This window comes from Streptomyces sp. NPDC031100, assembly GCF_055570785.1.
The window spans coordinates 436,235-457,652 of record NZ_JBVIGN010000004.1; the positions used below are offsets into that span (position 1 = coordinate 436,235).

The 21,418-nt window shown below is 69.9% G+C and carries 17 protein-coding genes; 6 read left to right on the forward strand and 11 right to left on the reverse strand.

Annotated features, from left to right (window positions below; genetic code table 11):
- Positions 1–46: 46 nt before the first annotated feature.
- Complete coding sequence (locus tag ACZ5DS_RS13900; protein ID WP_468237340.1) at positions 47–1,252, reverse strand: acetate kinase; 1,206 nt, start codon at positions 1,250–1,252, stop codon at positions 47–49.
- Positions 1,249–3,339 (reverse strand): phosphate acetyltransferase, encoded by a 2,091-nt coding sequence (gene pta / locus ACZ5DS_RS13905; RefSeq protein WP_468237343.1) that lies wholly within the window; start codon positions 3,337–3,339, stop codon positions 1,249–1,251. The genes ACZ5DS_RS13900 and pta overlap by 4 nt, the downstream gene beginning before the upstream one ends.
- Positions 3,340–3,551: 212 nt before the next feature.
- Between pta and ACZ5DS_RS13910 the strand changes: the two genes are divergently transcribed.
- Positions 3,552–4,577 carry an ATP-dependent 6-phosphofructokinase gene (locus ACZ5DS_RS13910; protein WP_468237345.1) on the forward strand — a complete coding sequence of 342 codons (1,026 nt, stop codon included), beginning with the start codon at positions 3,552–3,554 and terminating at the stop codon, positions 4,575–4,577.
- A 35-nt stretch (positions 4,578–4,612) separates the two neighbouring features.
- On the opposite strand, the gene ACZ5DS_RS13915 is transcribed toward ACZ5DS_RS13910, so the two are convergent.
- The 6 genes from ACZ5DS_RS13915 to ACZ5DS_RS13940 form a co-directional block, all read right to left on the reverse strand.
- A complete protein-coding gene (locus ACZ5DS_RS13915; protein WP_468237348.1) occupies positions 4,613–5,320 on the reverse strand; it encodes a helix-turn-helix domain-containing protein in 708 nt (235 codons plus the stop codon).
- 137 nt (positions 5,321–5,457) lie between these two features.
- On the reverse strand, positions 5,458–6,285 hold the full coding sequence (locus ACZ5DS_RS13920) for a carbohydrate ABC transporter permease (RefSeq protein WP_468237351.1): 828 nt from the start codon (positions 6,283–6,285) through the stop codon (positions 5,458–5,460).
- Positions 6,285–7,148 carry a carbohydrate ABC transporter permease gene (locus tag ACZ5DS_RS13925; protein ID WP_468237353.1) on the reverse strand — a complete coding sequence of 288 codons (864 nt, stop codon included), beginning with the start codon at positions 7,146–7,148 and terminating at the stop codon, positions 6,285–6,287. Before ACZ5DS_RS13925 ends, ACZ5DS_RS13920 begins: the two co-directional genes overlap by 1 nt.
- Entirely contained in the window at positions 7,145–8,512 is a 1,368-nt protein-coding gene (locus tag ACZ5DS_RS13930; protein WP_468237356.1) for an extracellular solute-binding protein, read from the reverse strand. Before ACZ5DS_RS13930 ends, ACZ5DS_RS13925 begins: the two co-directional genes overlap by 4 nt.
- Positions 8,513–8,587: 75 nt before the next feature.
- Positions 8,588–10,471, reverse strand: a complete 1,884-nt coding sequence (locus ACZ5DS_RS13935; protein ID WP_468237359.1) for a tetratricopeptide repeat protein — start codon at positions 10,469–10,471, stop codon at positions 8,588–8,590.
- 163 nt (positions 10,472–10,634) lie between these two features.
- Positions 10,635–11,477 (reverse strand): 5'-methylthioadenosine/S-adenosylhomocysteine nucleosidase, encoded by an 843-nt coding sequence (locus ACZ5DS_RS13940; RefSeq protein ID WP_468237361.1) that lies wholly within the window; start codon positions 11,475–11,477, stop codon positions 10,635–10,637.
- Positions 11,478–11,510: 33 nt separating this feature from the next.
- Between ACZ5DS_RS13940 and ACZ5DS_RS13945 the strand changes: the two genes are divergently transcribed.
- Entirely contained in the window at positions 11,511–12,068 is a 558-nt protein-coding gene (locus ACZ5DS_RS13945) for a hypothetical protein (protein WP_468237363.1), read from the forward strand.
- Complete coding sequence (locus tag ACZ5DS_RS13950) at positions 12,065–14,260, forward strand: tetratricopeptide repeat protein (RefSeq protein WP_468237365.1); 2,196 nt, start codon at positions 12,065–12,067, stop codon at positions 14,258–14,260. Before ACZ5DS_RS13945 ends, ACZ5DS_RS13950 begins: the two co-directional genes overlap by 4 nt.
- Here ACZ5DS_RS13950 and ACZ5DS_RS13955 read toward each other — a convergent pair.
- Positions 14,142–14,837, reverse strand: a complete 696-nt coding sequence (locus ACZ5DS_RS13955) for a response regulator (RefSeq protein ID WP_468237367.1) — start codon at positions 14,835–14,837, stop codon at positions 14,142–14,144. The two genes, ACZ5DS_RS13950 and ACZ5DS_RS13955, sit on opposite strands and share 119 nt — an antisense overlap.
- On the reverse strand, positions 14,837–16,453 hold the full coding sequence (locus tag ACZ5DS_RS13960) for an ATP-binding protein (RefSeq protein WP_468237370.1): 1,617 nt from the start codon (positions 16,451–16,453) through the stop codon (positions 14,837–14,839). The genes ACZ5DS_RS13955 and ACZ5DS_RS13960 overlap by 1 nt, the downstream gene beginning before the upstream one ends.
- 121 nt (positions 16,454–16,574) lie before the next feature.
- Between ACZ5DS_RS13960 and ACZ5DS_RS13965 the strand changes: the two genes are divergently transcribed.
- On the forward strand, positions 16,575–17,984 hold the full coding sequence (locus ACZ5DS_RS13965) for a cation:dicarboxylate symporter family transporter (protein WP_468238219.1): 1,410 nt from the start codon (positions 16,575–16,577) through the stop codon (positions 17,982–17,984).
- Positions 17,985–18,075: 91 nt separating this feature from the next.
- On the opposite strand, the gene ACZ5DS_RS13970 is transcribed toward ACZ5DS_RS13965, so the two are convergent.
- Positions 18,076–18,705, reverse strand: coding sequence for a TetR/AcrR family transcriptional regulator (locus tag ACZ5DS_RS13970; RefSeq protein WP_468237373.1), 630 nt, complete (start codon positions 18,703–18,705; stop codon positions 18,076–18,078).
- A gap of 118 nt (positions 18,706–18,823) precedes the next feature.
- Between ACZ5DS_RS13970 and ACZ5DS_RS13975 the strand changes: the two genes are divergently transcribed.
- Together ACZ5DS_RS13975 and ACZ5DS_RS13980 are read left to right on the forward strand one after the other, a co-directional pair.
- Complete coding sequence (locus ACZ5DS_RS13975; RefSeq protein ID WP_468237375.1) at positions 18,824–20,497, forward strand: MFS transporter; 1,674 nt, start codon at positions 18,824–18,826, stop codon at positions 20,495–20,497.
- A gap of 99 nt (positions 20,498–20,596) precedes the next feature.
- Positions 20,597–21,361: a DUF2127 domain-containing protein gene (locus ACZ5DS_RS13980; RefSeq protein ID WP_468237378.1), complete on the forward strand. Its 765-nt coding sequence runs from the start codon at positions 20,597–20,599 to the stop codon at positions 21,359–21,361.
- The last annotated feature ends 57 nt before the right edge of the window (positions 21,362–21,418 follow it).

Consider the following 21,418-nt stretch of genomic DNA (forward strand, 5'->3'; position numbering starts at 1 on the left):
TTACTCCGGTGTATTGCTCAGCTGCCGGTGGCGGAGCCGCATATTGTTACTTTCCGACCAGCGCATACGTCTGTGTGGCGATCTCCAGTTCCTCGTCGGTCGGCACCACGGCGACCGCGACCCGCGCGGACTCCGGCGAGATCAGCCGCGGCTCACCGCTGCGCACGGCGTTCAGCTCGGGGTCGGCCACCAGGCCCAGGCCCTCCAGGCCCGCGATCGCAGCCTCCCGCACCGGCGCCGCGTTCTCACCGACCCCGGCCGTGAACGCGACCGCGTCCACCCGGCCGAGCACCGCGAAATAGGCGCCGATGTACTTCTTGAGCCGGTGAATGTAAATGTCGAAGGCGAGCGCGGCCTCTTCGTCGCCCTCGTCGATCCGGCGGCGGATCTCGCGCATGTCATTGTCCCCGCACAGACCGAACAGGCCGCTCCTCTTGTTGAGAAGAGTGTCGATCTCGTCCATGGACATTCCACCAACACGCTCCAAATGGAAGATGACGGCGGGATCCAGATCGCCCGAGCGCGTACCCATCACGAGACCCTCCAGTGGGGTCAGCCCCATGGAGGTGTCCACGCACCGGCCCTTCTCCACCGCCGACGCCGAGGCGCCGTTGCCCAGGTGCAGCACGATCACGTTCACCTCGGAGGGGTCCTTGCCCAGCAGGCGCGCGGTCTCGCGGGAGACGTAGGCGTGCGAGGTGCCGTGGAAGCCGTAGCGGCGGATCCGGTGCCGGTCCGCGATCTTCGGGTCGATCGCGTAGCGGGCCGCGGACTCCGGCATCGTCGTGTGGAACGCCGTGTCGAACACCGCGACCTGCGGCAGGTCGGGGCGCAGCGCCTGCGCGGTGCGGATACCCGTGAGGTTGGCCGGGTTGTGCAGCGGCGCGACGGGGATCAGGCGCTCGATCTCGGCGAGCACCTCGTCGTCGATCACGGTGGGCTCGGTGAAGAACATGCCGCCGTGCACCACCCGGTGCCCGATCGCGGCCAGCCGAGGCGAGTCCAGGCCCAGGCCGTCCCGGGTCAGCTCCTCGGCGACCGCCTTGAGGGCCGCGTCGTGATCGGCGATCGGCCCGCTGTGCTCGCGGGTGTCGCCCGTGGTGAGGCAGGTGTGCCGGAGCCGGGAGGTCTGCTCGCCGATGCGCTCGACCAGACCCACCGCCAGCCGGCTGCTGTCCCGCATGTCCAGCAGCTGGTACTTCACCGACGAGGAGCCGGAGTTGAGGACGAGGACACGGGTGGGGGAGGTCACTGCTGGGACGCCTTCTCGTTGAGGTGCTGGGCCTGGATCGCCGTGATGGCGACGGTGGTGACGATGTCCTGGACGAGCGCGCCCCGGGACAGGTCGTTGACCGGCTTGCGCAGGCCCTGCAGGACCGGGCCGACGGCGATCGCGCCGGCCGAGCGCTGCACGGCCTTGTAGGTGTTGTTGCCGGTGTTCAGGTCGGGGAAGATCAGCACGCTCGCCTGCCCGGCGACCTCGGACTCGGGAAGCTTGGTGGCGGCCACCGAGGGCTCCACGGCCGCGTCGTACTGGATCGGCCCCTCCACCTTCAGGTCCGGCCGCCGCGAGCGCGCCAGCTCGGTCGCCTCGCGCACCTTGTCGACGTCGGCGCCCGAACCCGACGTACCCGTGGAGTACGACAGCATCGCGATCCGCGGCTCCACGCCGAACTGCGCCGCCGTACCCGCCGACTGGATGGCGATGTCCGCCAGCTGCTCGGCGTTCGGGTCCGGGTTGACCGCGCAGTCCCCGTAGACCAGCACCTTGTCGGCCAGGCACATGAAGAAGACCGAGGAGACGATCGAGGAGTCCGGCTTGGTCTTGATGATCTCGAAGGCGGGCCGGATGGTGGCCGCCGTCGAGTGCACCGAGCCCGACACCATGCCGTCGGCCAGGCCCCTCTGGACCATCAGGGTGCCGAAGTAGTTCACGTCCGAGACGACGTCGTAGGCCAGCTCCACCGTCACGCCCTTGTGGGCGCGCAGCCGGGCGTACTGCTCGGCGAAGGCGTCGCGCAGCTCGCTGGTCGCCGGGTCGATCAGCTGGCTGTCGCCGAGGTCGATGCCCAGGTCGGCGGCCTTCTTGCGGATCTGCTCGACCGGGCCGAGCAGGGTCAGGTCGCACACCCCGCGGCGCAGCAGCACCTCGGCCGCGTGCAGCACCCGCTCCTCGGTGCCCTCCGGGAGAACGACTCTCCGCTTGTCCGAGCGGGCCTGCTCCAGCAGCTTGTGCTCGAACATCATCGGGGTGACCCGGTCGCCGCTCGGCGCCGAGACCCGGCGGGCCAGGTCGGTGGTGTCGGCGTACCGCTCGAACAGGCCGAGCGCGGTCTCCGCCTTGCGCGGGGTGGCCGCGGTCAGCTTGCCCTCCAGGGAGAAGAGCTGCTCGGCGGTGGGGAAGCTGGTGCCGGAGACCGAGATCACCGGGGTGCCCGGGGCGAGACGGGCGGCCAGCGTGAGGATCTCCTCGCTCGGCACCTCGTTCAGGGTCAGCAGCACACCGGCTATCGGCGGGGTGCCGGCGCTGTGCGCGGCCAGCGCGCCGACGACCAGGTCGGCGCGGTCGCCCGGGGTCACGACCAGGCAGCCCGGGGTCAGGGCGCCCAGGAAGTTCGGCAGCATCGCCCCGCCGAAGACGAAGCCCAGCGCGTCCCGGGCGAGCCCGGAGTCGTCGCCGAGCAGCACCTTGGCGTCGAGCGTCCGGGCGATCTGTGCGACCGTCGGCGCGGCCAGCGCGGGCTCGTCGGGCACCACGTAGCAGGGCACCGGCAGGCGGTCCGCGAGCCGCTCGGCGATCTCGTCGCGGTCCTCGCGCGCCACCCGGTTGGTGACCATGGCCAGCACGTCGCAGCCGAGGCCGTCGTACGCCCGGAAGGCGTTGCGCGTCTCGGCCAGCACCGACTCGGCCGTCTGCCTGCGGCCGCCGACCACGGGGATCACGGACGCGCCGAACTCGTTGGCGAGGCGGGCGTTCAGGGACAGTTCGTCCGGCAGCTGGGTGTCGGCGAAGTCGGTGCCGAGGACGAGGACGACGTCGTAGTCCCGGGCCACCAGGTGGAAGCGGTCGACCAGCGTGGAGACCAGCTCGTCCGTGCCCTGCTCGGCCTGGAGCGCGGACGCCTCGTGGTAGTCCATGCCGTAGACGGTCGCCGGGTCCTGGGAGAGGCGGTAGCGCGACCGCAGCAGCTCGAACATCCGATCGGGACGGTCGTGCACGAGCGGACGGAACACCCCCACCCGGTCGACCTGCCGGGTCAGGAGCTCCATGACTCCCAGCTCGACGACCTGGCGGCCGTCGCCGCGGTCGATCCCGGTCACGTACACGCTGCGCGTCACGTGTGCACTCCGTTTCCTCCGCCTCGGCTGCCTCTGCCTCGGCAGTGATGTCTCGTCTGCGGCATAAAAATCGCCCACCAAGGTGAGCAGAACCCTCTTGACAATACCCCTGGTGCAGGATAAGGCGCCCGTCAAGACTTCACCGCTCCGGCGGACGTGAAAGAATCGGCACTGGCTCACCGGTACCGACAGCGAGCAGGAGACACAGCACGATGCGCATCGGAGTTCTCACCGCAGGCGGCGACTGCCCCGGCCTGAACGCCGTGATCCGGTCGGTCGTGCACCGAGCGGTGGCGCAGTACGGCGACGAGGTCATCGGCTTCGAGGACGGCTACCGGGGTCTGCTCGACCGTCACTACCGCACCCTCGACCTGGACGGGGTCAGCGGCATCCTGGCCCGCGGCGGCACCATCCTCGGCTCCTCCCGCCTGGAGCGCGACCGGCTGCGCGAGGCCTGCGAGCGGGCCACCGACATGGTCGAGGAGTTCGGCATCGACGCGCTGATCCCGATCGGCGGCGAGGGCACCCTGACCGCGGCCCGCATGCTCTCCGACGCCGGCCTGCCGGTCGTAGGAGTCCCCAAGACGATCGACAACGACATCTCCTCCACCGACCGCACCTTCGGCTTCGACACGGCGGTCGGCGTGGCCACGGAGGCCATGGACCGCCTGAAGACCACGGCCGAGTCCCACCAGCGCGTGATGGTCGTCGAGGTCATGGGCCGGCACGCCGGCTGGATCGCCCTGGAGTCCGGCATGGCCGCCGGCGCCCACGGCATCTGCCTGCCCGAGCGCCCCTTCGACCCCGCCGACCTGGTCAAGATGGTCGAGGAGCGGTTCTCCCGCGGCAAGAAGTTCGCGGTCGTCTGCGTCGCCGAGGGCGCCCACCCCGTCGAGGGCACCATGGACTACGGCAAGGGCGAGATCGACCAGTACGGCCACGAGCGCTTCCAGGGCATCGGCACCGCGCTCGCCTACGAGCTGGAGCGCCGCCTCGGCAAGGAGGCGAAGCCGGTCATCCTCGGCCACGTCCAGCGCGGCGGCGTCCCGACCGCGTACGACCGCGTCCTCGCCACCCGCTTCGGCTGGCACGCCGTCGAGGCCGCGCACCGCGGCGACTTCGGCAAGATGACCGCGCTGCGCGGCACCGACGTCCGGATGGTGCCGCTCGCGGAGGCGGTCACCGAGCTGAAGACGGTACCGAAGGACCGGATGGACGAGGCGGAGTCGGTCTTCTAGCCGCTCCTCTGCCGACTAGCCGCTCCTGCTGCCGACTAGCCGTTCCTGTTCTCGACCGAGGTCCAGAAGTTCTCCACGATCCGGTCGAGGAAGTCCCGGCCGGACTCACTGGCCTCGCGGCTGCCGCCACCCCAGCTGAGGGTGGCGGCCATGTGCCCCTGGTAGTCCTCGTGCAGCTCCTGCAGCACCTCCTCCAGGACCGCCCGGTCCAGGGGAGCGACCTTCGTCACCGGGCGCACGTAGGCCTGCCAGCGGGTGGTCACCGCGCTGTACAGCAAGTCGGCGAGCTTCTTCTCGCGGCCCGTCACGGTCACGAAGTCGGGCAGGGCGAGCTGGAGCACCTCTGCGAGGGCGGCCGACTGGCGCTCGTTGCCGTGCCACGTCCCGCTCTCCTCCATCCGCAGATACCCGGACAGGTCCAGGCCGACGGCGCGGGCGACGTCCTCGGGCGCGATCCCGCGCGCGACGCGATGCTCGCGCAGGGTCCGCGGCCGGCCGATGAGCTCGCCCGGGGAACACCACAGCACGCCCGCGAGCGCGGTGAGCTCGGGGTTGCTGGGCGAGGCGGTGCCGCGCTCCCAGGCGGTCACGAGGTCAGGGGTGACGTAGGGCATCCCGTACGACGCACGCATCCCGTAGGCGACGTGCTCAGGCCCCATGCCGAGGGCGGCACGGAGCCTGCGGGCGGCCGGGGCGTTGAACGGGGGAGCCGAGGGGTTCGGTTGGGCTGAGGGATGGCGCACTCAGCACAAGGTAGGGAGCTACCCGTGGGTTGACTACGGGCCGTTCCGACAGGATCACTAATTGTAGGAACGTACGGTTCCGGCCGTTCGGTACGTTCCGGCCGTTCGGTAGGTAACGGGCACATCACCCCTGCCCGCTATCCCTTGACCGCGCCACCGAGTGCGAACCCACCACCCAGGCGCCGCGCCACGAGCACATACAAAAGGATCACCGGTGTCGAGTAGATCAGGGAGAACGCGGCCAGCTGCCCGTACGCCACCATTCCCCGGTTGCCGAAGAAGTCGTTGATGCTGACGGAGGCCGGCATCCGGTCCGGGCTGAGCAGGAGCATGAAGGGGACGAAGAAGTTTCCCCACATCATCACGAACGAGAAGACCGTGACGACGGCGAGGCCCGGCCCCATCAGCGGCAGCACGATCCGGACGAGTGACTGCAGCGACGACGCCCCGTCCGTCCAGGCGGCCTCCTCCAGCTCCTTCGGCACGCCGTCCATGAAGTTCTTCATCAGCCAGATGGCGAACGGGAGTTGGGAGGCGGCGAAGAAGAAGACCGTGCCCTGCAGGGTGTCGATCAGATTCACCCGCACGAACAGCGCGTACACCGGCACCATGATCGCGGTGATCGGCAGGCTCGTCGCGAACAGGATCGTCAGCAGGAACGGCCGGTTCAGCCGGGACCGGAACCGGGACAGCGGATAGGCGGCGAGGGCCGCGCAGACGACGGTCAGCGCGGTGGCTCCGCCGCACAGGACCAGGCTGTTGAGCAGCGGGGTGTAGGTGATGTCCGGGGTCAGGATCGCGTCGAAGTTGCCGAGCGTGAGCCCGTCGGGCACCTTGACCCTCAAGTCGGCATGCGGGTCCACGGAGGACAGCAGCACCCAGGCGAGGGGCAGCGCGAAGGCGAGGGCCACGGCCAGGAGCGAGACGTCGGCGGCGAGCCGCCGGGAGGCGCGCCTACGGGGCATCAGACCTCCGTCCGCAGCAGACGCAGATAGCCGACGGAGAACACCGAGCCCACGAGCAGCAGGAGCAGGGCGACGGCGGTGCCGTACCCGATCATGCTGTTCTGGAAGGCTTGTTCGTACATGAACAGCGGCAGGGTCTGGCTCTTGTCCCCCGGCCCGCCCCTGGTCATCACCCAGATCAGCCCGAACACGGAGAGTGTCTGCAGGGTGTTGAGCATGAGATTGGTGCCGATGGAACGCCGGATCATCGGCAGCGTGATGTGCCACATCCGCCGCCACCCGCCCGCTCCGTCCACTTCCGCCGCCTCCGTGATCTCGCTCGGTATCCCGTCGAGCGCGGCGGAGTAGACGAGCATCGAGAACGCCGTACCGCGCCAGACATTGGCGAAGGAGACGGCGAGGATGGGGAGGGTGAACAGCCAGTTCTGGGCGGGCAGATGAAGCTGCTGCAGGATGGCGTTCAGGGTGCCTTCGCGCCGGAAGAAGGCGTAGAGCAGGAATCCCGCTACGACCTCCGGCAGCACCCAGGCGGTGATGACGACTGCGCCGGTGATGGTCCGCACGGGCTGTGACGCACGCTTCATCAGCGCGGCGAGGGCCAGCCCCAGGGTGTTCTGCCCGACGAGCGAGGACAGCACCGTGAACACCAGTGTCAGCCCTACGGCGTTGAGGAACGCGTCGTCCTGGAAGGCCCTGCGGAAGTTGGCGAAGCCGACGAAGGAGGAGTGGGCCTGGCCGGTGAGCTGGAGGTCGGTGAAGGCGATGTAGACGCAGTAGGCGATGGGGCCGGCGAGGAAGAGGAGCAGGAGGATCAGGGCGGGGGTGAGGGGGAGGGCGCGGGTGATCCGCCGATGAAGCCTCACTTCTGGATCACTTGGTTGCCGGTGACGTCCTCGAGGGCGCTGTCGTAGCCGCTCGCGGCCTTCTCGACGGACTGGTCCCCGGTCGTGACGCCCTCCATGGCCTCCTGGATGGCGGTCGACACCTTCGGGTACGCGGGGTAGGCGGGCCGGTAGTGGGTGCTGGCGACGAGGTCGGTGAAGAACTTGATGCCGGGCTGGGCGTCGGCGTACGCCGGGTCGCTCGCCACGTCCTTCCGCACCGCGATCCCGGAGTTGGCGATGTACCACTTCCGGGCGTTGTCCTTCGTCTGCATGGTCTTGATGAAGTCGAAGGCGAGGTCCGGGTGGGCGGACTTCGCGGGGATGGACCAGGTCCAGCCGCCGGACATGCTGACCTTGCCCGGGGCCTGGCCGGCTTCCGTGGGCATGTAGGCGAGCCCGAGCTGCTGGGACCAGTCCTTCCATTCGTGCCCGCTGCCCGGCAGCCAGTCCTGCGGCAGCCAGGAGCCGTCGAGGGCGATGCCGAGCTTGCCCCGGGGGAGGAGTTCGCCGCGGACGGCGGTGCCGAAGTTGGGGTCGAGGGCGTCGGAGACGTCCGGGCCGAGCTTCTCCTTGTAGACGGTCTCGACGAACTTCAGCGAGTCCTTGAACCCCCGGCTCCCGGCGATCCACTTCTTGCTCCCGCTGTCGTACAGCGGGTCCGTCTTCCCGTCATTGGTGCCGTACAGCAGCATCTCGAAGGTCTGCATGGTGGCGGCTTCGCCGACGGGTTTGCCGGTGTAGATGTTGACGGGGGTGACGCCGGGGACCTTCTGCTTGATGGTGCGGGCGGCGGACAGGACGTCGTCCCACGTCCTGGGCTGCCAGTCGGTAGGAAGGCCGGCTTTCCGGAAGACCCGCCTGTCGAACCAGAGGCCTCGGGTGTCGGTCCCGTCGGGGACGCCGTACGTCTTCCCGTCCGCGCCCTTCGCTGCGTTCTTGGCGGTGTCGATGAACTGCTGCCAGTCCGGCCACTTGGCGAGATACGGGTCTAAGGGCTTCAAGTACCCGCTGGTGATGTCCGAGTTGATGAGGAAGGTGTCCTCGTAGACCAGGTCCGGGGCGGTCCTGGGGGAGCGGAGCATCTGCTGGAGCTTGGTGTAGTACTCCGAGTCCGGGGCCTTGATGGGGACGAGTTCCACCTTCTTGCCGGGGTACTTCCTCTCGAACGCCTTCTTCATCTCGGCGAGGTAGGTGTCCATCACCTTGATGGAGTTGTCCGTGGACTGCTTGAAGGAGACCTTGAGGGTGTTGGGGCTGCTGCCGGAGCCGTTGCCGCAGGCGGTGAGGGTGGCTGCGGCGAGGGTGAGTGCTACGAGGGCGGTGGCGGTGGGGCGCACGGGCATGACCTCCTGCGGGCGCACAGTGTTGTGGCGTGGCGTGGAGATGGCTGCCGTGTGAACGTAAGAGGAGTGGTCTAGTCAGGTCAATGAGTCTGCGCGGGATTGGGCTTCGGCGGCTTCGGTGGGGGCGTTGGCTCGGGTGAAGGCTTCGGCGGCTTGGCGCCAGTAGACGCGGGCTCGAGCTCCTGCGTGTTCCATGGCGAGGCTTGTGAGGGTCTGACCGGATCGGTACCAGTTCCCGAACTTCGTGTGCAGCGCCAGGGCCCTCTCGTACGCATCGATCGCCTCGGCCTGCCGGCCCTGCCTCGACAACCCGTTGCCGAGGTTGTGCAAGGCGCCGCCCTCGCTCTGCCCGTCCCCGGAGTCCCTGAAGAGGCCACAGGCTCGGGTGAGGGCATCGACCGCCTCGCTCACCCGGCCCGTCACCTCCAGAGCTGTGCCGAGCATGGTCAACGCAGTGGCCTCGCCGTGTGTGTCTCCTGCGGCTTCGCAGAGTTCACGGTCGCGGGTGTGAGTGGTGATCGCCTCCTCTACGCGCCCCGCGATCCGCAGCGCTATACCGAGGTTGTTCAGCGCGCTGCACTCGCCTTCACGGACCTGCAACCCCCGCCACAAGTCACAGGACGAGACAAGGTAGTCGATCGCCTCCTCCTCACGTCCCGCACACCGCAGTGCGTTGCCGAGGGCGTTGCAGGCGCTGGCCTCGTTGCGGAGGTTCTTGGTGCGCCGCGCTGCCCCCAGCGCGGCCCGTGCCACGGTGATCCACTCGTCGACGTACCGCCGCCATTCGAAGTACGACCCGAGGCACAGAGCCAGCCCCACGGCCTGGTCCGCGTGACGGTCATCCCTCGCCCACTGTGCCGCGCCCACCAGTCCTGCCCGCTCCTCGTCCAGCCAGGCCAGTGCCTGTGTCTGGTCCCCGAACCGCTCTGGCTCGGGCATTCCCGGCCGCCATGACAATCGGTCGTCGGCAGCTTCCGTCCACCGGTGGTAGAAGGCCAGCAGTCGCTCCCGGGCGGTCTCCCCCTCCTCCCGAAGGCCGGCATCCGCCGCCACGATCCCCACGCCGAAGGCCCGCACCAGGTCGTGCAGCCGCCATCGGACCGCGGCACCTTCCGACACCGGGGCAACGAGACAGGTGGCAGCCAGGTCTTCCAACAGGCACAGGGCGGTGTCCTCGTCGAGATCGGCCAAGGCGGCGACGGCTTCCGTGCCGGTGTCCTCGCCCGGGGCGAGGGCGAGCAGTCGCAACAGTCGAGCCTGATCGGGGCGCAGCCGACGGTACGAAGTCTCCAGGACGGGCCGCAGTACGAGCGAGCGGCCGTAAAGGTCTGCTCCCGGACGCCCCCTGTCGAGTACGCGAGCAGGGTCCCCGGCATTCCTGATCTCCGCCACCAGCGATGCGATGTCCCGGTGGCGGCGCCGGATCATTGCGGCTGCGATCTGCAGGGCCAGCGGCAAGTGGCCACACAGCGCCGCGAGTTCCTGCATCGCTTCCGGCTCCTGCTCCGGCCTTGCATCGCGTTCGTCGGTGCCGATCAGCGCCCGGGTCAGCAGCTGCACGGAGTCGGTCGGACGCAGCACTTCGAGGTCTATGCGCCGGACGGGCAGGGCGTCAGGTCGGTCCCGGGACGTGACCAGAACACGGTGGTGATCCGTGCCGGGCAGGAGAGGAACGAACTGGGAGGCGTCCGACGCGTTGTCCAGGATCAGCAACATGCGGTCCCGCCGATCGGCCAGAACCCTGCGGTAGGCGTCGTACTGGCGGGCAGGCGTGGACGGCAGGTCCTCGCCCTGCACATCGAGCGCGTCGAGCAGGGCCAGGACCGCCTGGTCCACTGTGACCGGATAGTCGTCGTACCCGCGCAGATCCACGAACAGTGTCCCGCCCGGGAACCAGCCCTTCTCGCAGGCGCGATGTGCCGCCTCCAGTGCCAGCGCGGTCTTGCCGATGCCGCCCATGCCGGTGACGGCCGAGATGAGGACGGGTGGTGGTGCGGTGTCGCCCTGGGTGGGAGTCAGGCAGGGGAGCAGGCGGCGCAGATCCTCCTCCCGGCCGGTGAAGCCGATGGGCCGGGGCGGGAGAGACGCGCTTGCGTGCGGTACCGGGCCGTGGATCGCGCCCTCATCGGCCTCCGACCTGCTTCCCGATGACGGGCCCGTAAAAGGTCCCGCCTCGGAAGTCGATGTGGTCGCCCCCGTACCGTCCTTGGGGACCCTCCTCGGAGTCGCCGGAACCCCCGCTCCTCGGGCGGTACTTGTGCAGCACCGCCACCGCAACGGACGCCGCCCGCGCAGCCGCCAGCTGCTGAGAACCCCCGGCGTCGGCCACGGACTTCTCGACGTTCGCGTGGTCGCTGATCCCCCGGATGACGAGAGCGTCCCGCCCCTCCAGATGCGCCGCGTGAGCCGCCCCCGAGCCCTCCATCTCGAACGCTGCCGCGTCGTTGTAGTGCTCGCGGACATGCCGGGCGAGCTCGGACCCGGCGTCGGCCAGGACCACGTCCCCCGTCGCGATCGGCTTGAAGTGAGCCCGTACCTCCGGCATGTCCCGCACCGCGGAACGCGCCGCCTGCACCAGCGCGTTGGAGCCGGACCACGCCTCGGGACGTACCTGGAGACCCTCGGGCGTGACCTTGCCGCCGTGGATGCCGTACACCTTCGTGCCCACCACGACGTCGCCGAGCCCGATGTCCTCCTTGAGGCCGCCTGCCACCCCGACGAAGAGGACGGCCTGGGGGTGTAGCCAGCCGATGAGGGACGAGGTGAGGGCCGCGGTGTTCCGGGCGCCCTCGCCCAGCTCGGCGGCGGCCACCTGCCAGGACGTTCCCCGCAGGCGGCCCACCTCCACGATGGTCCCGTTGTCGGGGTGGGCCCGTTCCTCCCGCTCCTCGAGGTACGCCCGCACCTCCGCGTACTCCAGCGCGAGTGCGGTCAGGATCAGAACAGTCGGCTTCGTCTGCGGCACACTCTTAAGGTACTGCCGGGGGAAGGGGTGCGCGTGGCGGAACGGGACGTAACGGTGGGTCAGTTGCTGCTCACCGAGTACCAGGCGATCAAGGACGAGCAGAAGACGCGGATCGGGTTCAGGGACAATCTGCTGTACGTGACCTTGACCGTGGTGGCTGCCGTGATCGCCGCCGCCGCCCAGGCCAAGCAGACGGCGATGCTGCTGGCGCTGCCGCCGGTGTGTGTGGTGCTCGGATGGACGTATCTCGTCAATGACCAGAAGATCTCGGCCATCGGGGCGTATGTGCGGGGGGAGTTGGGGCCTCGGCTCGCCGAGATGGTGCAGGTGGAGGGGGCTGAGGTCTTCCGGTGGGAGGTCGCCCACCGAGGGGATGCGCGACGGGGCTCGCGGAAGGTCGCGCAGTGTGTCGTGGACCTGCTGGCCTTCTGCGTCGTGCCGTTGAGCGCGCTCGTCGTGTACTGGGTGGGGGATGACGTCTCGGCGGGGCTGGTGGTGCTGTCCGTGCCGGAGGCGGCCTCGGTGGTCGGGCTGGGGGCGTACATCGTTCAGTACGCCGTGCCGTTCGGCGTGGGGGGCAACGCGGGGTGAGCGATCACATCGACTTCCAGGGTGCGGAGTTCAGGGGTCCGGTCATCGGGAAGGCGGAGTACCGGCAGCAGGCGCCGGCGCCCACGGCTCTGGATGCGTTGCCTCCCAGGGCGACAGGATTCACCGGTCGGGACCGGGAGTTGCGCCGGTTGCGGGATGCGCTGAACCCGGCCGCCGGTGCCGAAGGGCCGCAGGCAGTGCTCGTCACCGCCGTGTCCGGGTTGGGCGGCGTCGGAAAGACGGCGCTGGCTGTTGAGGCGGCGTACGCGGCCAGGGAGGACGGCTGGTTTCCGGGGGGTGTGCTCGTGGTGGATCTGCACGGGTACGACGACGTTCCGGTCGCCGCCGACCAGGCCCTCGAGGCGGTGCTGCGGGCGCTGGGCGTCGAACCCGAGTACATTCCGGCACCGGCGGACGAGCGGGCGGCGCTCTTTCGCTCGCTGCTCGCCGAGAGGGACGCCCTGCTGATCCTCGCTGACAACGCATCCTCACCCGATCAGGTACGGCCACTGCTGCCGGGCGGCAAGCGACACAAAGTGCTGGTGACTTCCCGGGGCAGGCTGCCCCAACTGGGCGCGCGGCTCGTACCGTTGGAGCAGCTCACGCATCGGGAGTCGTACTCACTGCTCGACCGCGCGCTGAGAATCGCCGACCCCGAGGACAACCGGGTGCGCGACGAGTCCGAGGCGGCGGCGCGCCTGGCCGATCTTTGTGGGCACCTGCCGCTGGCTCTGCAGATTGCGGCCGCGCTGCTGGCCGAGGATCCGGGCCGGTCGGTCGCGGAACTCGCCGACGAGCTGGCCACGTCGTACGACCGTCTCGCTCCCCTCGACGACGGTGACCGCAGCGTCCGTGCCACCTTCGGCCTCTCCTACCGTCGGCTGCCGACGGAGCAGGCCCGTCTCCTGAGGTTGCTCGCACTCGCGCCGGGACCCGAGGTGAGTGAGGAAGTGGCCGCTGTACTGGTCGGGGCGGAAGCACCTCCCCTGCGGGACTTGGCGGCGTTGGCCCGCGCGCACCTGGTGCATCGGGGGAGCGGGCGTGGCAGGTGGCGGATGCACGACCTTGTGCGTGCGTTCGGGCTGGGCGTGGTGGAGGGAGAGGCGGGGCTGCGGAAGGAGGGGGTGACGGCCCGGCTGCGGGTGATGGCGTTCTATGCACGGTCGGCGGAGGCGGCCGACTCGCGCCTGCGGTGGACGGCGGGAACGCCGGAGCCCGAGCGGTTCGCGAACACGGCGCAGGCACTGGCGTGGCTGGACGGGGAGCGACCGGGGCTGGTGGCGGCGGTCCTGTGGGGCGCGGAGGAGCCGTATGCGGAGCTGGCAGTCGTGCTGGCCGAGTGTCTCGCCGAGTATTGCGACTGGAGGCGGTACTTCGATGACAAGATCGCTACGACGCGAGCCGCCCAGGAAGCCGCACACCACATGCGAGATCTCCACGCCGAGGCCGGTGCCTGGAACAACCTCGGTAACGCGTTGCAGGTGGTGGGCCGGGTGGAGGAGGCGATCGAGGCGCACGTCCGCGCCCGCGAGGTCTTTCGGACCGTCGAAGACCGTCTGGGCGAGGCCATGGCATGGAACAACCTCGGCCTTGCCCTGAACAAGGTCGGGCAGGTGGACGAGGCGATCGAGGCACACACCCGCGCCTACCGCCTGTTCCAAGCCGTCGGGGACCGCAAGTACGAGGCCACGGCGTGGAACCACCTGGGCATCGCCCTGAGAGATGCGGGCCGGGTGGAGGAGGCGATCGAGGCGTACACGCGCGCCCGTGACCTGTCCCAGGCAGTCGGGTACCGCCGGTATGAGGCCGGAGCGTGGCACAACCTGGGCGCCGCCCTGCGGAAGCAAGGCCGGACAGGCGAGGCGATCGAGGCGTATGCCAAGGCCCTTGAGATTCACGAGGCGTACGAGGACTGGTACAGAATGGGCCAGACCCTTCGAAACATGTCGTACGCCCGCCAGATCGCGCATGACCATGCCGGTGCCCGTACCTGCCTGCTCAACGCCGCCGACGCCTTCACCCGAGCCGGGGCCCCCTCCGAAGCCGCCGAAGCACGCACCCTGTCCGAAGCGCTCACCGCCCCTGCGAAACCCACCGATATACCAACTCCGGCCGCCCCACCTGCCCGTACACCGGCTTCCGCGCAGCCCGCCCCGCCTCCACCAGGTGCTCCAGATACCGCCGAGCAGTGATCCGCGAGATCCCGACCGCCTCGGCAACGCCCGCCGCCGTAAGACCTTCCGACACCTCTCGAAGCGCCCCGGTGACCCGGTCCAGAGTAGGTGCGCTCAACCCTTTCGGAAGCGCCGCGGGCGAGGGTGCCCGGAGCACCGCCAGCGCCCGGTCCACCTCGTCCTGTCCGCTCGCCTCGCCCACGGCCGCGTGGAACTCGGCGTACCGGATCAGCCGGTCCCGCAGCGTGGCGAAAGTGAACGGCTTGAGCACGTACTGCACGACCCCCAGCGAGACACCCTCCCGCACCACCGCCAGGTCCCGTGCCGACGTCACCGCTATCACGTCCGCGTGATACCCCGCCGCCCGCAGTGACCGAGCGAACTGCAGCCCGTGCACGTCAGGCAGGTGCAGGTCCAGGAGCAGCAGGTCCACCGGCGTGCGGTCCAGGATCCGCCGTGCCTCCGCCCCCGTATGCGCCTTCCCCACCGCCACGAACCCCGGCACCCGGTCCACGTACATCACATGCGCGTCCGCAGCCACCGGATCGTCCTCGACGACGAGGACCCGAATGGGTTGCGAAACCGAACCCGTCATCAGCCGCCACCCACCGATGTGCGCAACGGCAACCGCACCTCGAACACCGCTCCGCCCTCCTCGGCCTCCGCCACTGTCAACGTCCCGCCGAGCCGGGCGACCGCCTGCCGGACCAGGGCCAGGCCCAGGCCCCGCCCGCCGGGTCCGGCCGGTTTCGTCGAGAACCCCCGTTGGAATACCAGGTCGGCATGGGCGGGGTCGACACCAGGGCCCGTGTCGGAGACGCGGAGTACCAGTTCGGCGTCCGAGGCGTACGCCGTCACGGTCACCCGCGCTCCCGTGCTGCCCTGCGCCGCGTCCACCGCGTTGTCGATCAGGTTGCCGAGGACCGTCACCAGGTCCCGTGCGGACAGCTCGGGCGGGAGCAGGCCGTCGTCCAGCCGGCTGTCCGCCGACACCACCAGCTCCACGCCCCGCTCGTTCGCCTGTGCCGTCTTGCCCAGCAGCAGGGCGGCCAGCACCGGCTCGCTCACCGCCGCCACCACCTGGTCGGTGAGGGCCTGGGCCAGCTCCAGTTCCGCGGTCGCGAAGTCCACCGCCTCCTGCGCCCGGCCCAGCTCGATCAGCGAGACCACCGTGTGGAGGCGGTTCGCCGCCTCGTGCGCCTGGGAGCGCAGGGCCTGGGTGAACCCGCGCTCGGAGTCCAACTCGCCCATCAGGGACTGGAGTTCGGTCACATCGCGCAGGGTCGCCACCGTGCCCCGGCGTTCGCCCCCGGACACCGGTGAGGTGTTCACCACCAGCACCCGGGACGCCGTCAGGTGCACCTCGTCCACGCGCGGCTCCGACGCCAGCAGCGCCCCGGTCAGCGGTGCCGGCAGGCCGAGGTCCGCCACCGACCTGCCGATGACGTCCTCCTCGTCGCCCACCCCGAGCAGTTCGCGGCCGCCGTCGTTGATCAGTGCCACCCTGTACTGCCCGTCCAGCATCAGCAGCCCCTCGCGGACCGCGTGCAGGGCCGCCTGGTGGTAGTCGTGCATCCGGCTCAGCTCGGTGGCGTTCATGCCGTGGGTGTGGCGGCGGAGGCGGGCGTTGACCACGTACGTGCCGACCGCGCCCAGCAGCAGCGCGCTGCCCGCCACCCCGAGCAGGGCCGTGACCTGGCCCCGGACCCGCTGGCTGATCGCCTCGACCTTGATGCCGGCGCTGACCAGGCCGACGACCCGGCCGCTCTCCTCCACCGGGGTGACGGCGCGGACGGACGGGCCGAGCGTGCCGGTGTAGGTCTCGGTGAAGGTGCGGCCGTGCTGGGCGGGCCCGATGCGGCCGAGGAAGTGCTTGCCGATCTGCTTCTCGTCGGGGTGGGTCCAGCGGATGCCGGACGGGTTCATGATCGTCACGAAGTCGACGTTCGCGTCCCGCATGACCTGCATCGCGTAGGGCTGCAGGTCCTTGGTCGGATCGGGGGTGTGGATCGCGGTGCGGACGGAGGGGGAGTCGGCGATCGAGCGGGCCACCGCCGTGGCGTGGCGGGCCGCCGCGTCCTCGGCCTGCCGTGTGTCGCTGACGTAGGTGAACAGCGCGTACCCGGCCACGACCACCGCGATCAGCACGGCCTGCATGGCGAAGAGCTGGCCGGCCAGGCTGCGGGGGCGGGGGAGGGACGGGAAGCGCATGTCAGCAGTGTGCCTCTCGGGTTAAGCATGAACTAAATGAACGGAAGGGTGACCGCCCTCACAGGCCGGGAGATAGTCACGGCATCCCCCACAACCCCCGGACGTGAGCCGCACGCCGGTGATGCCGACGAAGACGTCAAGGAGGGCAGCCGTGGCCGCCAGTTCCCCCGATACGGCACCTGCCGCACCCCGCGTGAAGCGGGACCGGACCCACTACCTGTACATAGCCGTCATCGTGGCGGTCGCGCTCGGTATCGCCGTGGGGCTCATCTGGCCCGATGCCGGAGTCGAGCTGAAGCCGCTGGGCACCGGCTTTGTGAACCTGATCAAGATGATGATCTCGCCGATCATCTTCTGCACGATCGTGCTCGGGATCGGGTCCGTACGGAAGGCCGCGAAGGTCGGTGCCGTCGGCGGTATCGCGCTCGGCTACTTCCTCGTGATGTCGCTCGTCGCGCTCACCATCGGCCTCGTCGTCGGCAACGTCCTGCACCCCGGTGACGGGCTGCACATCACCAACGCCATCAAGGCGAGCGGGCACGATCAGGTGTCTCCCGACGCGCTGCCGCCGGTCGAGTTCGTCCTGTCGATCATCCCGACGACCTTCGTGTCCGCGTTCACCGAGGGCCAGGTGCTGCAGACCCTGCTGGTCGCGCTGCTCGCCGGGTTCGCGCTGCAGGCCATGGGGCCGGTCGGGCAGCCGGTGCTGCGCGGCATCGAGCACATCCAGCGGCTCGTCTTCCGCATCCTCGCCATGGTGATGTGGGCCGCTCCGATCGGCGCCTTCGGCGCCATCGCCGCCGTCACCGGCTCGGCCGGTCTGGACGCGCTGGAGAGCCTCGCCAAGCTGATGCTCGGCTTCTACGTCACCTGCTTCCTGTTCGTCTTCATCGTGCTCGGCACGCTGCTGCGGATCGTCGCGGGCCTGAACGTCTTCTCGCTGTTCAAGTACCTCGCCCGCGAGTTCCTGCTGATCCTGTCGACCTCCTCCTCCGAGTCCGCGCTGCCGCGGCTGATCGCGAAGATGGAGCACCTGGGCGTCAGCAAGCCGGTCGTCGGCATCACCGTGCCGACCGGCTACTCCTTCAACCTCGACGGCACGATGATCTACATGACCATGGCGTCGCTGTACATCGCGGACGCCCTGGGTACGCCGATGTCGGTCGGCGAGCAGATCCCGCTGCTGCTCTTCCTGCTGCTGGCCTCCAAGGGCGCGGCGGGCGTCAGCGGCGCCGGTCTGGCCACGCTGGCCGGTGGCCTGCAGTCGCACAAGCCCGCGCTGGTCGACGGCGTCGGCCTGATCGTCGGCATCGACCGCTTCATGAGCGAGGCGCGTGCGTTGACCAACTTCGCGGGCAACGCGGTCGCGACCGTCCTGGTCGGCACCTGGACGAAGGAGATCGACAAGGGGCGGGTCCGGCAGGTCCTCGCCGGCGAGCTGCCGTTCGACGAGACGACGCTGCTGGACGAGACGCAGGCGGCGGCCACGGAAGTTCCCGCGCCCGGGGAAGAGGAGCTGGCCAAGGCCTGATCCGTCGAAAAGCTCCGGACGTCCGGCCCCGCCTGAACCCGGGCCGGGCGTCCGGTCACCGCCGCCGGGCGGCTGGGTCTCCCCCGTTGACTCAGCCGCCCGGCTTTTCACTCACCCTGGCCACCAGCTCGGTGGCCGCGGAGGCGGGTACGCCCGCTGCGGTCAGCACCGTGACCGTGGCCGAGCGGCCCGCCTCTTCCGCTGTCACCAGGCCGTCGTTCACCGCCTCCATCACCGCGAACAGCATCTGCTCGTGCACGTACGCGAGAGCCGGCGCGGGCAGCGGGGAGCTGAAGACGCCCTCGTCCAGGCCGCGTTGGAGCAGCCGCACCTTGTTCTCGCGCAGGGGTGCGAGGCGCTCGCGGATGCCCTGCACGGTGACCGTGCGCTGGGCCAGAGCGACCAGCAGCCGGTACCGGTCGGCGATCTCCCAGATGGCGAGCACCGACCGCGCCACGGCCTCCGCCGGGTCCGCCACCTCGTCCCCGGCCCCCGCGTCCGCATCCGCCAGCGCCTCCACCGCCCCGTCGACCAGCGTGCTGATCAGCGCCTCCCGGCTCGGGAAATGCCCGTACACGGTCCGTCGTACGACCCCTGCGGCGCGCGCGATCTGGTCCATGGAGGCGTCGGGGTCGCGCAGCAGCTCGGCGAGGGCGACGTCGAGGATGCGGCGCCGGTTGGCGTCGGCGCGGCTGGTGTTACCCGTGGTCATGGCAGTCATTCTGCACGCCTTCCACCAACTTGCACAGTGCTGTGCAACGACGTACATTGCACATGGCTGTGCAATTGCACGGTGCTGTGCAAGTCCCCGTCGCAAACCGAGGAAGGCGATCCCTGCCATGCGACTCGTCATGAACGAACCGGTCGAAAGGATGGACCGCCCCTACGCCCGGCGCTGGTGGGCCCTCCTCGTGCTCTGCCTGAGCCTGCTGATCATCGTGATGGCCAACACCGCCCTCACGGTCGCGGCACCCGACATGACCCGGGACCTCGGCCTGTCCAGCGCCGACCTGCAGTGGGTGATCGACGGCTACACCGTCCCGTACGCGGCGCTGATGCTGCTGCTCGGCGCGATCGGCGACAAGCACAGCCGGCGCGGAGCACTCGTCCTCGGCCTCGTCGTCTTCGGCGGCGGAGCGGTCGCCGGCTACCTCGCCGACAGCTCCACGGCCGTCATCGCGGCCCGTGCCGTGATGGGCGTCGGCGCGGCGCTGATCATGCCCGCCACGCTCTCCCTGCTCGCCGCGACCTTCCCGCGCGCCGAGCGCGCCAAGGCCATCACCCTGTGGACCGCCACCGCGGGCCTCGCCATCGCCGCCGGACCGGTGGTCGCCGGTGCCCTGCTGCGCGACCACGGCTGGTCCTCGACCTTCCTGATCAACGTGCCCATCGCCGCACTGGCGATCATCGGCGCCCTGGTTCTCGTACCGCCGTCCAAGGCCGGGCACCACGACCGGATCGACTACGTCGGCGGCCTGCTGTCGGTGATCTGGACCGGCTCGCTGGTCTACATGATCATCGAGGGCCCGCACTTCGGCTGGGGTGCGAAGGCGATCACGGCGGCGGTCGTCGCGAGCGCGGGCCTGGCCGCCTTCATCCTCTGGGAGCTGCGCCACCCCCGCCCGATCCTGGACGTGCGCCGCTTCACCAACCGCCGGTTCGCGGGCTCCAACCTCGCCGTCGCCCTCTTCTTCCTGGCCGTCTTCGGCGCCTTCTACTACCTCACCCAGCACCTCCAGTTCGTCCTCGGCTACGACGCCCTGGAGACCGGCGTCCGCATGCTCCCGCTGGCCGGCGCGGTCTTCGTCGGCTCGGCCCTGACCGGCTGGCTCACCCCGCGCGTCGGCATGAAGCTCACGGTCACCGCGGGCATGGTCGGCGGTACGACGGCGCTGGCGCTGCTGACCCGGGTCGACGCGGGCTCGACGTACACCGACTTCCTGGCCCCCCTGATCATCCTGGGCCTGGCCATCGGTCTCGCCCTCTCGCCCTGCACCGACGCGATCATGGGCGCCTTCCCGGAGTCCGAGCTGGGCGTCGGCGGCGCGGTCAACGACACCTCGCTGGAGCTGGGCGGCTCGCTCGGCATCGCGATCCTCGGCTCGCTGCTCGCCACCTCCTACGGCAACCACCTCACCGACGCGACCAAGGGCAGCAAGCTCCCGGCGAGCGCGCTGGAGACCGCCCAGGACTCGGTCGGCGCCGGGTACGCGGTCGCGCAGGGCATCGGCGACAAGGCACACCAGCTGGCCGCGCAGGCCGCCCGGGCGAGCGACCCGCAGCAGGCCGCGCAGCTCAAGCAGCAGGCCGCCCAGCTCGCCTCCGGCGCCCGGCAGATGGCGGACGCGGTCGGCTCGTCCTTCGCCGACGCCGTCGCCCACACGAGCCTGGTCGGCGCGGTGGTCCTGGGCATCGGCACGGTGCTGGTGGCCGTGCTGCTGCCGCGCCGTGAGGCGGCCGTACAGGAGGTCCCGGAAGAGGAGCGGGAACTGGCGGACAGCGCCGCCCGCTGACCCCTGACCGCCTCTTGTCACCCGCATCCACTAGCGTGCCGTTCCGCAACCGGAGCGGCACGTTCGTGCGTGTTCCAGAACGAATGGGAGGCACGGGGGATGAAGATCGACTGGGACCGGCGGACCTGCGCGCGCAAGGGACACGTGACCTATGCGCCCGACGATCCCCGCCTGCGGGTACGGCTGCACGCGCAGACCGCGCTCGGTGACGTATGGCGCTGCCTGCGCTGCGGCGACTTCGCGCTCGGCGAGCCGCACGGCTCAGGACCGGCCGACGAGGCGCCGCTCGTGCCGCGCGGGAAGGTGCTGCGGGACCTGTTCATCCTGCGCTTCCTGGCGATCGAGCGGGCGGTGCGCGGCGTGTTCATCGTCCTGGTCGCGGTGGCCGTCTGGAAGTTCAGCAACAGCCAGGACGCGGTGCGGAAGCTCTTCAACGAGAACCTGGACGTCTTCCGCCCGGTCTTCCGGCACTTCCACTACGACCTCGACCACTCGCCGGTCGTCGACTCCATCCAGAAGGCCTTCGGCTACAAGCACTCCACGCTCCTGCTGGTGGCGGCCCTGCTCCTGGCGTATGCGTTGATCGAACTGATCGAGGCGGTCGGCCTCTGGTACGCCAAGCGCTGGGCGGAGTACCTGACGGTGGTGGCCACCGCCGCTTTCCTCCCCCTCGAGATCTACGAACTCACCGAACACATCAGCTGGCTGAAGATCGCCACCCTCGTCCTCAACATCCTCGCGGTCCTCTACATCGCCCTCGCCAAACGCCTCTTCGGCCTGCGCGGCGGACGCAGGAAGTTCGAGGAGGAGCGGCACAGTGCGTCGCTGATGGAGGTGGAGGAGTCGGCGGGGGTCGCCGTTTAGCCGGCCGTGCACGGACCTGCTCCCCAAGTCCTTTGACTCGTCCGTGAGTTCGGCCGC